Consider the following 13,641-nt stretch of genomic DNA (forward strand, 5'->3'; position numbering starts at 1 on the left):
AGTGCAACGAGGCTGCGATCTTTTGACGTAGTTTTTGAGGTTCAACATCAAAAGATCGCAGCCTCGTTGCACTCGACAGCTCCTACGGGGGTAACGTCATCGATGGCTTTTCGGCCTGGAATCGTTAAAACCGAAGTATAGCTGCTAAAAATACGAATTTTCCTGAAGTGTTTGCCTCCCTAGAATGCCTCGCTATCGACGGGGCGCTGTTTAGCGCCTGTCCGTGCTATCGAGGAAAGCTCCATGAAACTTACCGCTACCGCGCTGCTAATCACGTCTTTACTGGTACTGGCCGGTTGCGACCAGGCCGAAAAGAGTGCCCAGCAACTGATGGGCAAAGCCGCTGAAACCGCCAAACAGGCGATCGACGACACCCATAAAGCCGCCGAACAAGCGATCAGCGATGCCACCGGCGGGCTGATCAGCAAGAAAGAACCATCGGACAAAGACTCGGAAAAAACCGAATCGTCGTCCCAGGAAATCTAAACCGTCTTAAACGAGTCAGGACTGACCCATGGAATACCTTTTAGAACTTGCTGCAAGCCCCGCCGCCTGGGTTGCCCTGGCGACGCTGGTGGTGATGGAAATCGTGCTCGGCATCGATAACCTGATCTTTATCTCGATCCTGACCAACAAATTGCCGATGCAGCACCGGCAGAAAGCGCGTCGTATCGGTATCGGCATGGCGTTGATCCTGCGACTGGCGCTGTTGAGCACCATCGCGTTTATCGTCCAGTTGACCGAGCCTGTGATCGATATCCTTGGTCAGACGTTCTCCTGGAAGGACATCATCCTGATCGCCGGTGGCCTGTTCCTGTTGTGGAAGGCGACTACCGAGATCCATCACAGCATGGACCCGGCGCCGGAAGACCCGAAGTCGTCGACCTCGACTGTGACGCTGGGGTTTGCCGCCGCGATTGGTCAGATCCTGATGCTCGACATGGTGTTTTCCATCGACAGCATCATCACTGCTGTCGGCATGACCGAGCATTTGCCGATCATGATCATTGCGGTGGTGGTGTCGGTGCTGGTGATGTTGCTGGCCGCTGACCCGTTGGCCAAGTTCATCAACGACAACCCGACGGTGGTGATGCTGGCCTTGGGCTTCTTGATCATGATCGGCATGACGCTGATCGCCGAAGGCTTCGGCGCCCACGTACCGAAAGGCTACGTCTACGCGGCCATGGCGTTCTCGGCGACGATCGAGGGCTTGAACATGATGTCCCGGCGGGCCAAGCAGAAGCGACTGGCTGCTGAAGCTTAACCGGCGCTAAAACAAACGGCCGCCTGCGCTCGAAAGAGTCCAGGCGGCCGTTTTCGTTTGGCGGCGCAAAAGCCCCGGTCAATGGGCGGTGGCGGGGCGGTTCGTCGATTGATCGGTTTTCGCGACGGGGGCCGATTGCACCGAGTGGTGATGGTGCCGGCGGCTGATCCGCAGCACGCCCCACAACATGGCAGCGGCCACGGCAAGCCAGCCGAAAACCAGCATCACGATTGTCATTGTCAGGCTCATCGGTGCCTCCTCTTTGCCCTGCAGCGGGCACACACGCTATGCAAGTGACAGTCTAGTCGCTGGTGTGTTTCAGGCTATTGACCAAAGGTCGCCTGTCACCAACCGGTTCGCTCTATCGAATGCAAAGTACTGAGGGTTAAGGCTATACCGCCGCCGCGCGGCATCCTATGATCGACAGCCAAGCCGGGGGCACGATTGCCTGGCGTCTGAACAAGAGAGTGATGATGGTGCGGGTATTTTCTCGAATGCTGCTGGTAGTGGGGTGTGTGGCTGGCCTTGCGGGCTGCGCCGGTAGTGTGTCGCCGGAGGTCAAGCGTCTGCCGGAGCGTGTTGAGCTCAGCGGTACGTTTTATCGAGGCGACGCCAACCAAAGTGGGCCACAAGTGCTGGCCAGCATGCTGGCTCAGCAAGGTGTGATGATTACCCCTGGACTGCTCGAAAAACCCCTGCATTTGCCGGGCGCCGAGGCGCAGTTGCAGCAGAACATGCAGAACGTGGCTCGTGAGTACGGCATGGTGGTCTACCCGCTGGACGACAATCTGCCGGCGCTGTTGACTCAAGTCGCCGCCGGTTATCCGGTGATGGTGCGTTTCACTGAAGGTTCGGCCTTCTGGGCCGGGCCGCGGTACGCCATCCTTTCCGGGTACAACCGTCAGAAGCAGACGGTGCTGTTGCGTGCCGGGATGAACCGCCGGTTGCTGATGAGCTTCAGTTCCTTTGAGTCCTCCTTCAAGAATGCCGGTGGCTGGGCGGTGCTGATTCAGAAGCCGAACCAGATTCCCGCCAAGGTCGATGAGCAGCGCTGGCTGAAAGCCGCGAGCGATCTGGGGCAGGCTGGTCAGGAGCAGGCGGCAGCGCGGGCGGCCAAGGCATTGAAGGCTCAATAGCGCGAGTCACTCCGTTCGTCACCTTCAGGGCACCGTCGCGTGCCCTTGGCCTCTCAGGTATAAGGCCCGGATGTTCCCGGGCCAGACCCCAAGGAGGCGTCTATGGCACAGCCCACAAACTCAAGCGGCCCTCACTCATCTGAACATTCGTCCGGTCATGAACTGGATTTTGATCCCGATTCGCCGGACCTTGCCGATCCACAGGTTGATCCCGTCGGCCCCGCGAAGGCGCCCAGGGACATCAAACCTGGCGAGGATCAAAGTAAGCCAGCCAGGCCCTACGATCCGCTGGCCGATCTCAAACCCTGACGTGCAGTGAGGTGTTTATGTCTACCGATTCGAGTTTTGACGACAAAGGTCCGGACAGCGTCCCGACAACCCCCGAAGACGACATTGATCCGGTGATGGACCCCGACAGCCCGCTCAGGGACCCGTTGGCACGCCCGATGGTGGTGCCAACCGAACATCCCCAGGGCTGGAAAGACCCGAGTGCCGGGGATGGCATTCCTGATGACGACCAGATGCCGTTGCCCAACGATTAATCCCTCTGCGCAATGAAAAAGCCCCGAATAATCGGGGCTTTGTTTTGCCTGTCACTTGCCTATTTCGAGGCTTCAACCACGCCGGTCTGACGATGTTTGAGGTTTTTCGCGGCTTTGTACTGCAAAGCCACGGACGGCGCATCGTTGCTGCGGCCGGTTTCGACCCAGCTGCGAATCCGGGTGGCATCGGCAAAGTGCGTGTATTTGCCAAACGCATCGAGGATCACCAAGGCTACCGGGCGATTGCCCATGCTGGTCACCAGGACCAGGCAGTGACCAGCCTCGTTGGTGAAGCCGGTCTTGGTGATTTTGATGTCCCAGTTGGCTTTGTTCACCAGGTGATCGGTGTTGTGGAAACCCAAGGTGTAGTTGGGTTTACGGAACGCAACCGTGGTTTCCTTGGTGGTGGTCAACTCGGTCAGCAGCGGGTACTTGTGCGCAGCGACCAGCAATTTGCTCAGGTCGCGCGCCGTCGAGACGTTGCGCGGGGACAGGCCGGTGGGTTCGACGAAGTGGGTGTTGCTCATGCCCAAAGCCTTGGCCTTGGCGTTCATGGCCGCGATGAACGCGACGTAGCCGCCAGGGTAGTGATGGGCGAGGGTCGCGGCGGCGCGGTTTTCCGAGGACATCAGTGCGATCAGCAACATCTTCTTGCGCGGCAGCTCGCTATTGAGCTTGACCCGAGAGAACACGCCTTTCATTTCCGGCGTGTGGCTGATGTCGACGTTGATGTACTCCTCCATGTTTTGGTGGGCTTCAACTACTACCAGGCCAGTCATCAGTTTGCTCACGGAGGCGATCGGCACGACCACGTCCGGGTTACTCGAATAAATGACTTTGTTGGTCTGCAGATCCATCAGCAAAGCGCTGCCGGAAGCGATCTTCAATGTTGAGGCGTCACGGGGTGCCGCGGTGGTTTCCGCGGCGTGGGTCATTGGCGTGATAACAGTCCCTGTAAATGCAAAAAATAGACTCAGGATGGAAAGACGGATTTTCACGCGGGCGAACTCATAAGGGTGGATATGCCGTTTTGTAACGGGCTGTTTCTTAAAAACGACGCATTTTAGGAGTATGAGCCACGATAGCGCTAGGCGCCTGTTTGACGAGTGCTTTATATGAAGAAAATTTAATGTTTTTAGGCTTGGACCGTTAGTGTGCAGGCGCTTAATTGACTCACTTTTGTTCGTTGTGCTTCGGGATGGGTTTGCGTTTGGTCAGGGGTACAAGCATCGCGACGCTTTGTTGATAGCGTTGGTATCGTTCGCCAAACAGGTCGACCAGGTCTTTCTCTTCAAAATGGACCCCGATGAGGATGTAGATGGTACTGAGTAGAGCAAACAGAAGATGTCCGGCGGTCATGTCGGGTGTCGCCCAGAACACCATCAGAAACCCCAGGTACAAAGGATGGCGGACCAGCTTGTAGAGCAAAGGGGTTTTGAAGGTCGGGGTGTCGAGCCTGGCCGGGTACCACGCGTTGAGTGTCTGCTTGATACCGAGCAACTCGAAGTGACTGATCAGAAAAGTGGCGAGCACCGCCACGCCGCAGCCAAGCCAGAACAAGGCCATGAGCAATCCACGGCCCCCTGCGGACGTTACGCTCCAGACGGAGGTCGTGATGGGTTGCCACAGCCAGAAAAGCAACGCGAGCACCAGGCACGTTGACAGCACGTAGGTGGCGCGTTCGATGGGGGCGGGGATGCGCTGGGTCCACCAGCGTTTAAAGCGCTGTCGCGCCATGCCGCTGTGCTGCACGGCAAACAGTGTGATCAGCAAGGTGTCGATGATGACGGCCTGCGGCCAGTTGAGGTTGGGGCCGGCGTTGATGTCTTTGGGGACCCCGATGCCTGAGAGAAACCCGATCAGGTAAAGCGTGATGAGCAAAAAAAACAGATAGCAGCAGAGGCTGTAAAGAAGGCCGGCGAGTTTTCCTGCGGAGGAACTCAAGTGATGTATGGGGTTCATGGACGACTCCTGGCGAACGGGCCATTTGTATCCGGAGGGTGGTTGTTAAACAGCGGGTATTTTATTCCTAAAGTTTACGACTGGTTACCCAACACCAAAAACAAAAAAGCCCCGCCAAATAGCGGGGCTCTGGATACAGCAAGCCAGAAACTCAGCCGTGCAGGGTTTCCGCTGCGTACAGGGTGTTTTCCAGCAGGCAGGCTCGGGTCATCGGACCGACACCGCCCGGCACCGGGGTGATCCAGCCGGCGCGGGGCAGGGCGGTTTCGTAGATCACGTCACCGACCAGCTTGCCGTCTTCCTGGCGGTTGATGCCAACATCGATCACGATCGCGCCTTGCTTGATCCACTCGCCCTTGACCAGGCCCGGCTTACCGGCAGCGACCACCACCAGGTCAGCGCGGCCGACGTGGCCGGCCAGATCTTTGGTGAAACGGTGGGTGACGGTGACGGTGCAGCCAGCCAGCAGCAGTTCCATGGCCATCGGGCGACCGACAATGTTGGAGGCACCGACAATCACGGCGTCCATCCCGTAGAGATCAGCGCCGGTGCTTTCCAGCAGGGCCATGATGCCTTTAGGGGTGCACGGGCGCAGCAATGGGATGCGTTGGGCCAGGCGACCGACGTTATAGGGGTGGAAGCCGTCGACATCTTTATCCGGACGAATGCGCTCCAGCAATTTGGAGGCGTCCAGGTGGGCAGGTAAAGGAAGCTGCAGCAGAACGCCGTCGATTGCCGGGTCGTCGTTCAGGCGATCGATCAAGTCAGTCAGCGCTTCTTGAGTGGTTTCTGAAGGCAGGTCGTAGGCCTGGGACAGGAAGCCGACCTCTTCACAGTCTTTACGCTTGTGCGAGACATAAACCTGAGAGGCAGGATCGCTGCCGACCAGGATCACCGCGAGGCCGGGTGTGCGCAAGCCTTGCTGGCGACGCTCGGCAACTCGTTTGGCGATCTGCTGGCGCAGGCTGGCGGCGATCGATTTGCCGTCGATTAGTTGTGCAGTCATTGCGCGTGATTAACCATCGAGAGGGGAAAAAAAGAGAGCGCATTCTCGCATGCCAAGAGGTGAGGGCAAAGGCGCTTGGTCTGCAAATTCCTCTAAGCCCTTTAATTAAATGATTTTTTTTTAAAAAGGATTTGACGGCCTTTGGGGCGCTCTATACTATTCGTCGCACTTGTCGGGCACAGCCTAGCACTGGATGAGAAGGTCAAGCGGGATTACGGTTCTGCGAGGCTGGAAGCACTTAGTTTGTAGTCCTCCAAGAGTACAGATTAATAAGGCGCCCGTAGCTCAGCTGGATAGAGCATCCGCCTTCTAAGCGGATGGTCGCAGGTTCGAGTCCTGCCGGGTGCGCCATTAGGCAGCTTTGGCACAAGTAGCGCAATATGGTGGGCGTAGCTCAGTTGGTAGAGCACGGGATTGTGACTCCCGTTGTCGAGGGTTCGATCCCCTTCGTCCACCCCATATTTCAAAAGGCGCCAGATTAACAGTCTGGCGCCTTTGCTTTAACAGATTCAAAGCGCGGATGTGGTGGAATTGGTAGACACACTGGATTTAGGTTCCAGCGCCGCAAGGTGTAAGAGTTCGAGTCTCTTCATCCGCACCAAATAAAGCTTCACTCAGGTCTTTTGGTTTGAGCGGGGCAAAGCAAGGAAGTTGTTTGGCTTCTTTGTAAAGCAATATGGTGGGCGTAGCTCAGTTGGTAGAGCACGGGATTGTGACTCCCGTTGTCGAGGGTTCGATCCCCTTCGTCCACCCCATATTTCGAGAGGCGCCAGATTTAACAGTCTGGCGCCTTTTTTGTTTTAGTGGTTCGAGTATTTAGCGGCTGCAGGTTCTGGGTCGCAGGGGCGGGGTATTTCGTCGTATTTATGTTTCTCGATGATGCCGCGCCGCCCGCCGGCCTTGCTTGCGAGGTTGGCTGTCAGGGAGATGACTGGCCACTTCTTCTATATATAGAAGGGTTGGTGCAGAGCCCTGGTTTGACTGGCTGTATTTGCTAACAGGGCGAGGCACAACCGTTTGTCCCTCGCCTATAAATTGCCTGCTGCTTTTTTACCCGTTTTCAGTAGGGTGACTTCTTGAGTTTGACCCACTAGAATGCATGCCCTTGATTCTGGGGTCGGAAACGGCCGGCTAACGTCTGTGCAACGAGGAATATCCATGCAAGTTTCTGTTGAAAATACTTCTGCTCTTGAGCGCCGCATGAGCATCACCGTGCCGGCTGAGCGCATCGAGACTCAGGTCAACAAGCGTCTGCAGCAGACCGCGCAAAAGGCCAAGATTGCTGGCTTCCGTCCAGGCAAAGTGCCAATGAGTGAAATCAAGCGTCGTTTCGGCGCTGATGCACGTCAGGAAGCTGTTGGCGACGTGATTCAGTCCTCCTTCTACGAAGCTGTAGTTGAGCAGAAGCTGAACCCGGCTGGCGCTCCTTCGATCGAGCCTAAATCCATCGAAGCTGGCAAAGATCTGGAATACGTCGCGATCTTCGAAGTGTTCCCGGAGTTCACTGTAGCCGGTTTCGACGGTATCGCCGTTGAACGCCTGAGCGCTGACGTGGCTGATGCTGATCTGGACAAGATGCTGGACGTGCTGCGCAAGCAGAACACCCGTTTCGAAGTGGCTGATCGTGCTGCCCAGGCTGACGATCAACTGAACATCGATTTCGTTGGCAAGGTTGACGGCGAAGTGTTCGCTGGCGGCTCCGCCAAAGGCACTCAGTTGGTTATCGGTTCCGGCCGCATGATCCCTGGTTTCGAAGACGGTCTGGTTGGCGCTAAAGCCGGCGAAGAACGCGTTCTGAACCTGACTTTCCCTGAGGACTACCAGAACCTCGACCTGGCTGGCAAGACCGCCGAGTTCACTGTGACCGTGAACACTGTTTCCGAGCCGAAACTGCCAGAGCTGAACGAAGAGTTCTTCGCTCAATTCGGCATCAAGGAAACCGGTCTGGAAGGCTTCCGCACCGAAGTTCGCAAGAACATGGAGCGCGAGCTGCGTCAGGCGATCAAATCCAAGGTCAAGAATCAGGTAATGGACGGTCTGCTGGCCACCAACCCGATCGAAGTGCCTAAGGCTCTGCTGTCCAACGAAGTTGATCGTCTGCGCGTGCAGGCCGTTCAGCAGTTCGGCGGCAACATCAAGCCTGATCAACTGCCGGCCGAGCTGTTCGAAGAACAAGCCAAGCGCCGCGTTGTACTGGGTCTGATCGTGGCTGAAGTGGTCAAGCAATTCGACCTCAAGCCTGATGAAGCCCGCGTTCGCGAAATGATTCAGGAAATGGCTTCGGCCTACCAAGAGCCTGAGCAGGTCGTGTCCTGGTACTACAAGAACGACCAGCAACTGAACGAAGTCCGTTCGGTTGTGCTGGAAGAACAAGTTGTGGATACTGTTCTGCAGAAGGCTAACGTGACCGACAAATCGGTCTCTTACGAAGAAGCAGTCAAGCCGGTAGAAGCTCCACAAGCCGACTGATCGCTTTTTGCGGTAAGAAGTAATCACCATAAGCCAGCCTTCGTGCTGGCTTATGCGTATTCAAGACATAACTATTTGGGAGTGACTGCAGAGCATGTTCCGTAATTCGTATATTCAGCAGAACTCTGATATCCAGGCCGCAGGCGGCCTGGTCCCGATGGTTGTCGAGCAGTCCGCTCGTGGCGAGCGCGCCTACGACATCTATTCGCGCCTTCTCAAGGAGCGAGTGATCTTTCTGGTTGGCCCGGTAGAGGACTACATGGCCAACCTGATCTGTGCGCAACTGCTGTTCCTTGAAGCGGAAAACCCGGACAAGGACATCCATCTCTATATCAACTCCCCGGGCGGCTCGGTGACAGCGGGCATGTCGATCTACGACACCATGCAGTTCATCAAGCCTAACGTGTCGACTACCTGTATCGGTCAGGCGTGCAGCATGGGCGCGTTCCTGCTGACGGCCGGTGCTCCTGGCAAGCGTTTCTGCCTGCCAAACTCGCGTGTGATGATTCACCAGCCATTGGGTGGTTTCCAAGGCCAGGCATCGGATATCGAAATCCATGCCAAGGAAATCCTCTTCATTCGTGAGCGTCTCAACACGCTGATGGCCAAGCACAGCGGTCACACTCTTGAAGAAATCGAGCGCGACACCAACCGCGATAACTTCATGAGCGCAGAAGCCGCGCGTGACTACGGGTTGATCGATGAAGTGATCAGCCAGCGCCCCGCTTAAAATAAGCAGCTCAAAATAGGCTAGGTCGGCTGCTCCGATCACCAGCGGGCTTGAAAAAGCCCGCAATAGCCTTCATCTTGTGTTGCAAGCCTATCGGATTTGGATCGAACGAATGACTGACACCCGCAACGGCGAGGACAACGGCAAGCTGCTCTATTGCTCCTTCTGTGGCAAAAGCCAGCATGAAGTGCGCAAATTGATTGCCGGTCCCTCGGTGTTTATCTGCGACGAGTGCGTCGACCTGTGCAATGACATCATCCGCGAGGAGGTGCAGGAAGCCCAGGCCGAGAGCAGCGCGCATAAATTGCCATCGCCTAAAGAAATCAGCGGCATCCTTGATCAGTATGTGATTGGTCAAGAGCGTGCGAAAAAGGTTCTGGCCGTAGCGGTGTACAACCACTACAAACGCCTGAACCAGCGTGACAAAAAGAATGACGACGTCGAACTCGGCAAAAGCAACATTTTGCTGATCGGCCCGACAGGCTCGGGTAAAACCCTGCTTGCCGAAACACTGGCTCGTTTGCTGAACGTTCCGTTCACCATCGCCGACGCAACCACCCTCACCGAGGCCGGTTATGTAGGTGAAGATGTCGAGAACATCATTCAGAAGCTGCTGCAGAAGTGCGATTACGACGTGGAAAAAGCCCAGATGGGCATTGTCTACATCGATGAGATCGACAAGATCTCGCGCAAGTCTGACAACCCGTCGATCACCCGGGACGTTTCCGGTGAAGGCGTGCAGCAGGCACTGCTCAAGTTGATCGAAGGCACGGTCGCTTCCGTTCCGCCGCAAGGTGGTCGCAAGCACCCGCAGCAGGAATTCCTTCAGGTCGACACCCGTAACATCCTGTTCATCTGCGGTGGTGCTTTCTCCGGTCTGGAAAAGGTTATTCAGAACCGTTCCACCAAGGGTGGCATCGGTTTCAACGCGGAAGTACGTAGCAAGGAAGAAGGCAAGAAAGTCGGTGAGTCCCTGCGTGAAGTCGAGCCTGACGATCTGGTCAAGTTCGGTCTGATCCCGGAATTCGTCGGTCGTCTGCCGGTTCTTGCCACGTTGGACGAGCTGGATGAGGCTGCTCTGATGCAGATCCTCACCGAGCCGAAAAATGCTCTGACCAAGCAGTACGCCAAGCTGTTCGAGATGGAAGGCGTGGACCTGGAATTCCGGGCCGACGCATTGAAATCGGTCGCCAAACGTGCCCTGGAACGCAAGACCGGTGCCCGTGGATTGCGTTCGATTCTTGAAGGTGTATTGCTCGACACTATGTATGAAATCCCCTCGCAGTCCGAGGTGAGTAAAGTAGTGATCGATGAAAGCGTTATCGAAGGCAAGTCCAAGCCACTGTATATCTACGAAAACAGTGAGCCGGCTGCCAAGGCCGCGCCAGACGCTTAAGCGTCACGCTGCTGGAACAAAGAAGGGGCCTTCGGGCCCCTTTTCTTTTAAAGCGTTTTAACACCTTCTTTGCGCTTGTTTTTTTGAAAGCAGCCCCCATCTTGGTTTCAAGCTTACTTCCATCTGTTTACGGCCTTATGGCCGCCGTAGAGGCGAAATCATGAAGACAACCATCGAATTGCCTCTCCTGCCATTGCGTGATGTTGTGGTTTATCCGCACATGGTTATCCCGCTGTTCGTGGGGCGCGAGAAATCCATCGAAGCCCTTGAGGCAGCGATGACGGGCGACAAGCAGATCCTTCTGCTGGCTCAGAGAAACCCTGCTGACGACGATCCCGGTGAAGAAGCACTTTATCGCGTAGGTACCATCGCGACCGTTCTGCAGTTGCTGAAGCTGCCTGACGGCACTGTCAAGGTTCTGGTCGAAGGCGAGCAACGGGGCGCCGTGGAGCGCTTCAGCGAAGTGGACGGCCACTGCCGTGCCGAAGTCTCGCTGATCGACGAAGTCGACGCGCCTGAGCGCGAGTCGGAAGTGTTTGTGCGCAGCCTGCTGGCTCAATTCGAACAATATGTGCAGTTGGGCAAGAAAGTCCCGGCTGAAGTCCTGTCGTCGCTCAACAGCATCGACGAGCCAGGTCGCCTGGTCGACACCATGGCCGCCCACATGGCCCTGAAGATCGAGCAGAAGCAGGAAATTCTCGAAATCATCGATTTGTCGGCCCGGGTCGAGCACGTTCTGGCGTTGCTGGACGCCGAGATCGATCTGCTGCAAGTCGAGAAACGCATTCGCGGTCGTGTCAAAAAACAAATGGAGCGCAGTCAGCGCGAGTACTACCTGAATGAGCAGATGAAGGCCATTCAGAAAGAACTCGGCGACAGCGACGAAGGCCATAACGAAATCGAAGAGCTGAAAAAGCGCATCGATGCCGCTGGCCTGCCGAAAGATGCCTTGGCCAAGGCCCAGGGCGAGTTGAACAAGCTCAAGCAAATGTCGCCAATGTCGGCTGAAGCCACCGTGGTGCGTTCGTACATCGACTGGCTGGTTCAGGTGCCGTGGAAGGCTCAGAGCAAGGTGCGTCTGGACCTGGCTCGCGCTGAAGACATTCTCGACGCCGACCACTACGGTCTGGACGAAGTCAAAGAACGCATTCTCGAATACCTCGCCGTGCAAAAACGTGTGAAGAAGATTCGTGGTCCGGTGTTGTGCCTGGTCGGTCCTCCTGGGGTGGGTAAAACCTCCCTCGCGGAGTCGATTGCGCACGCCACCAACCGCAAATTCGTCCGCATGGCCCTCGGTGGCGTGCGTGATGAAGCGGAAATTCGTGGTCATCGCCGTACTTACATCGGTTCGATGCCAGGAAGATTGATTCAAAAGATGACAAAGGTTGGGGTTCGCAACCCGCTGTTCCTGCTCGATGAAATCGACAAGATGGGCAGCGATATGCGCGGTGACCCGGCGTCGGCGTTGCTGGAAGTGCTCGACCCTGAGCAGAACCACAACTTCAACGATCACTATCTGGAAGTCGACTACGACCTGTCCGATGTGATGTTCCTTTGCACCTCCAATTCCATGAACATTCCGCCGGCGCTGCTGGACCGGATGGAAGTGATCCGTCTGCCGGGCTACACCGAAGACGAGAAGATCAACATCGCCGTCAAATACCTCTCGCCGAAGCAGATTGCTGCCAACGGCTTGAAGAAAGGCGAGCTGGAATTCGATTCCGAAGCGATCCGCGACATCATCCGCTATTACACTCGCGAAGCCGGTGTACGGGGGCTGGAGCGCCAGATTGCCAAGGTGTGCCGCAAGACGGTCAAAGAGCACGCGCTGGAAAAACGCTTCTCGGTGAAGGTCACTGCCGAGATGCTCGAACACTTCCTGGGTGTGCGCAAATTCCGCTACGGCCTGGCTGAATCCCAGGATCAGATCGGTCAAGTGACCGGGCTGGCGTGGACGCAAGTGGGCGGCGAGTTGCTGACCATCGAAGCTGCGGTGGTTCCGGGTAAAGGTCAGTTGATCAAGACCGGCTCATTGGGTGATGTGATGGTCGAATCGATCACCGCAGCGCTGACCGTTGTTCGCAGTCGTGCCAAGAGCCTGGGGATTCCCCTGGACTTCCACGAGAAGCGCGACACGCACATCCACATGCCGGAAGGGGCAACGCCTAAAGACGGCCCTAGCGCGGGTGTAGGCATGTGCACGGCCCTGGTGTCGGCATTGACCGGGATTCCTGTACGTGCAGATGTCGCCATGACTGGCGAAATCACCTTGCGTGGCCAGGTGCTGGCGATCGGTGGTTTGAAAGAAAAACTGCTGGCCGCTCACCGAGGCGGGATCAAGACTGTGATCATTCCTGAAGAGAACGTACGCGATCTGAAGGAAATTCCTGACAATATCAAGCAAGATCTGCAGATTAAACCGGTTAAATGGATTGACGAGGTCCTGCAAATTGCGCTGCAATACGCGCCGGAGCCCTTGCCTGATGTGGCTCCGGAGATTGTCGCGAAGGATGAAAAACGCGAGTCCGATTCTAAGGAAAGAATTAGCACGCATTAAGTACGTATTTGCCTGGGGGGCTTCCTTGACAGCTTTTTAGAGCCCTTGTTATAAAGCGGCTCTTAAGTGTCTGTAGGCCATTCAGCACTCGTTTTTGCTTTCACCAAAAAACTTAGAATCATACTCAAATAGATATAAGGGGACTTAGAGTGAACAAGTCGGAACTGATTGATGCTATCGCTGCATCCGCTGATATCCCGAAAGCTGCTGCTGGCCGTGCGCTGGACGCTGTAATCGAATCCGTCACTGGCGCTCTGAAGGCTGGCGACTCCGTTGTTCTGGTTGGTTTCGGTACGTTCTCCGTAACCGATCGTCCTGCTCGCATCGGTCGTAACCCACAGACCGGTAAGACGCTGGAAATCGCAGCAGCCAAAAAACCAGGTTTCAAAGCCGGTAAAGCACTGAAAGAAGCTGTCAACTAAGTTCGATTCAGGTTTTTGCCTATCCGGGTCGGGGTCATGCCTGACCTGGCAGCGGAGCGGTAGTCCAGTCAGCAAGTTGCCGATCTGAGACACCGAGGCTCGCAAGTTCGAGTCATCGGTCCGCTCCGCCAGTTACGAGAAGGCGCATCCTCGGATG

14 protein-coding genes and 4 tRNA genes are annotated in these 13,641 nt (G+C 56.2%); 14 read left to right on the forward strand and 4 right to left on the reverse strand.

Annotated elements, in window-relative coordinates; translation table 11 throughout:
* Positions 1-243: 243 nt before the first annotated feature.
* Positions 244-486 carry a hypothetical protein gene (locus tag V5E99_RS09915; RefSeq protein WP_499802304.1) on the forward strand — a complete coding sequence of 81 codons (243 nt, stop codon included), beginning with the start codon at positions 244-246 and terminating at the stop codon, positions 484-486.
* 28 nt (positions 487-514) lie between these two features.
* Positions 515-1,264: a TerC family protein gene (locus tag V5E99_RS09920; protein ID WP_499802305.1), complete on the forward strand. Its 750-nt coding sequence runs from the start codon at positions 515-517 to the stop codon at positions 1,262-1,264.
* A gap of 78 nt (positions 1,265-1,342) precedes the next feature.
* On the opposite strand, the gene V5E99_RS09925 is transcribed toward V5E99_RS09920, so the two are convergent.
* On the reverse strand, positions 1,343-1,513 hold the full coding sequence (locus V5E99_RS09925) for a hypothetical protein (RefSeq protein WP_499802306.1): 171 nt from the start codon (positions 1,511-1,513) through the stop codon (positions 1,343-1,345).
* A gap of 167 nt (positions 1,514-1,680) precedes the next feature.
* Between V5E99_RS09925 and V5E99_RS09930 the strand changes: the two genes are divergently transcribed.
* The 3 genes from V5E99_RS09930 (at position 1,681) to V5E99_RS09940 (ending at position 2,942) form a co-directional block, all read left to right on the forward strand.
* Complete coding sequence (locus V5E99_RS09930; RefSeq protein ID WP_499802307.1) at positions 1,681-2,400, forward strand: cysteine peptidase family C39 domain-containing protein; 720 nt, start codon at positions 1,681-1,683, stop codon at positions 2,398-2,400.
* A gap of 102 nt (positions 2,401-2,502) precedes the next feature.
* On the forward strand, positions 2,503-2,709 hold the full coding sequence (locus V5E99_RS09935) for a DUF6021 family protein (RefSeq protein WP_499802308.1): 207 nt from the start codon (positions 2,503-2,505) through the stop codon (positions 2,707-2,709).
* 17 nt (positions 2,710-2,726) lie between these two features.
* Positions 2,727-2,942, forward strand: coding sequence for a hypothetical protein (locus tag V5E99_RS09940; RefSeq protein ID WP_499802309.1), 216 nt, complete (start codon positions 2,727-2,729; stop codon positions 2,940-2,942).
* Positions 2,943-3,001: 59 nt separating this feature from the next.
* Here the strand turns inward: V5E99_RS09940 and pbpG are convergent, their stop codons facing one another.
* The 3 genes from pbpG to folD form a co-directional block, all read right to left on the reverse strand.
* Positions 3,002-3,940 carry a D-alanyl-D-alanine endopeptidase gene (pbpG, locus tag V5E99_RS09945; protein WP_499802310.1) on the reverse strand — a complete coding sequence of 313 codons (939 nt, stop codon included), beginning with the start codon at positions 3,938-3,940 and terminating at the stop codon, positions 3,002-3,004.
* Between the two features lie 175 nt (positions 3,941-4,115).
* Positions 4,116-4,904: a methanethiol S-methyltransferase gene (mddA, locus tag V5E99_RS09950; protein WP_499802311.1), complete on the reverse strand. Its 789-nt coding sequence runs from the start codon at positions 4,902-4,904 to the stop codon at positions 4,116-4,118.
* 151 nt (positions 4,905-5,055) lie between these two features.
* Entirely contained in the window at positions 5,056-5,910 is an 855-nt protein-coding gene (gene folD / locus V5E99_RS09955) for a bifunctional methylenetetrahydrofolate dehydrogenase/methenyltetrahydrofolate cyclohydrolase FolD (RefSeq protein WP_499802312.1), read from the reverse strand.
* A gap of 274 nt (positions 5,911-6,184) precedes the next feature.
* Between folD and V5E99_RS09960 the strand changes: the two genes are divergently transcribed.
* The 9 genes from V5E99_RS09960 (at position 6,185) to V5E99_RS10000 (ending at position 13,484) form a co-directional block, all read left to right on the forward strand.
* Positions 6,185-6,261: transfer RNA gene (locus tag V5E99_RS09960), tRNA-Arg, on the forward strand.
* A 32-nt stretch (positions 6,262-6,293) separates the two neighbouring features.
* Positions 6,294-6,369 (forward strand) — tRNA-His (locus V5E99_RS09965).
* Positions 6,370-6,426: 57 nt separating this feature from the next.
* Positions 6,427-6,511, forward strand: a tRNA-Leu gene (locus tag V5E99_RS09970).
* A 78-nt stretch (positions 6,512-6,589) separates the two neighbouring features.
* Positions 6,590-6,665 (forward strand) — tRNA-His (locus tag V5E99_RS09975).
* A gap of 403 nt (positions 6,666-7,068) precedes the next feature.
* Complete coding sequence (gene tig, locus V5E99_RS09980) at positions 7,069-8,379, forward strand: trigger factor (RefSeq protein WP_499802313.1); 1,311 nt, start codon at positions 7,069-7,071, stop codon at positions 8,377-8,379.
* A 94-nt stretch (positions 8,380-8,473) separates the two neighbouring features.
* Positions 8,474-9,109: an ATP-dependent Clp endopeptidase proteolytic subunit ClpP gene (gene clpP, locus V5E99_RS09985; protein WP_201197052.1), complete on the forward strand. Its 636-nt coding sequence runs from the start codon at positions 8,474-8,476 to the stop codon at positions 9,107-9,109.
* A gap of 112 nt (positions 9,110-9,221) precedes the next feature.
* On the forward strand, positions 9,222-10,505 hold the full coding sequence (gene clpX, locus V5E99_RS09990) for an ATP-dependent Clp protease ATP-binding subunit ClpX (RefSeq protein WP_007946893.1): 1,284 nt from the start codon (positions 9,222-9,224) through the stop codon (positions 10,503-10,505).
* Between the two features lie 160 nt (positions 10,506-10,665).
* The gene (gene lon, locus V5E99_RS09995; RefSeq protein ID WP_499802314.1) at positions 10,666-13,062 is read left to right on the forward strand and encodes an endopeptidase La; all 2,397 of its coding nucleotides are present in this window, start codon (positions 10,666-10,668) and stop codon (positions 13,060-13,062) included.
* 149 nt (positions 13,063-13,211) lie between these two features.
* Positions 13,212-13,484 (forward strand): HU family DNA-binding protein, encoded by a 273-nt coding sequence (locus V5E99_RS10000; protein ID WP_002552737.1) that lies wholly within the window; start codon positions 13,212-13,214, stop codon positions 13,482-13,484.
* The last annotated feature ends 157 nt before the right edge of the window (positions 13,485-13,641 follow it).

It is taken from the genome of Janthinobacterium sp. LPB2021202312-11-4, from assembly GCF_037049705.1.
Classification (GTDB): Bacteria; Pseudomonadota; Gammaproteobacteria; order Pseudomonadales; family Pseudomonadaceae; genus Aquipseudomonas.

Excerpts from the sequence above, each read along its gene's own strand:
- mddA (WP_499802311.1), bottom strand. The coding sequence starts at position 4,904 with ATGAACCCCATACATCACTTGAGTTCCTCCGCAGGAAAACTCGCCGGC.
- V5E99_RS09920 (WP_499802305.1), top strand. The coding sequence starts at position 515 with ATGGAATACCTTTTAGAACTTGCTGCAAGCCCCGCCGCCTGGGTTGCC.
- lon (WP_499802314.1), top strand. The coding sequence starts at position 10,666 with ATGAAGACAACCATCGAATTGCCTCTCCTGCCATTGCGTGATGTTGTG.
- V5E99_RS09925 (WP_499802306.1), bottom strand. The coding sequence starts at position 1,513 with ATGAGCCTGACAATGACAATCGTGATGCTGGTTTTCGGCTGGCTTGCC.
- V5E99_RS09915 (WP_499802304.1), top strand. The coding sequence starts at position 244 with ATGAAACTTACCGCTACCGCGCTGCTAATCACGTCTTTACTGGTACTG.
- V5E99_RS09935 (WP_499802308.1), top strand. The coding sequence starts at position 2,503 with ATGGCACAGCCCACAAACTCAAGCGGCCCTCACTCATCTGAACATTCG.
- clpX (WP_007946893.1), top strand. The coding sequence starts at position 9,222 with ATGACTGACACCCGCAACGGCGAGGACAACGGCAAGCTGCTCTATTGC.
- folD (WP_499802312.1), bottom strand. The coding sequence starts at position 5,910 with ATGACTGCACAACTAATCGACGGCAAATCGATCGCCGCCAGCCTGCGC.
- V5E99_RS09940 (WP_499802309.1), top strand. The coding sequence starts at position 2,727 with ATGTCTACCGATTCGAGTTTTGACGACAAAGGTCCGGACAGCGTCCCG.
- clpP (WP_201197052.1), top strand. The coding sequence starts at position 8,474 with ATGTTCCGTAATTCGTATATTCAGCAGAACTCTGATATCCAGGCCGCA.
- V5E99_RS09930 (WP_499802307.1), top strand. The coding sequence starts at position 1,681 with ATGATCGACAGCCAAGCCGGGGGCACGATTGCCTGGCGTCTGAACAAG.
- tig (WP_499802313.1), top strand. The coding sequence starts at position 7,069 with ATGCAAGTTTCTGTTGAAAATACTTCTGCTCTTGAGCGCCGCATGAGC.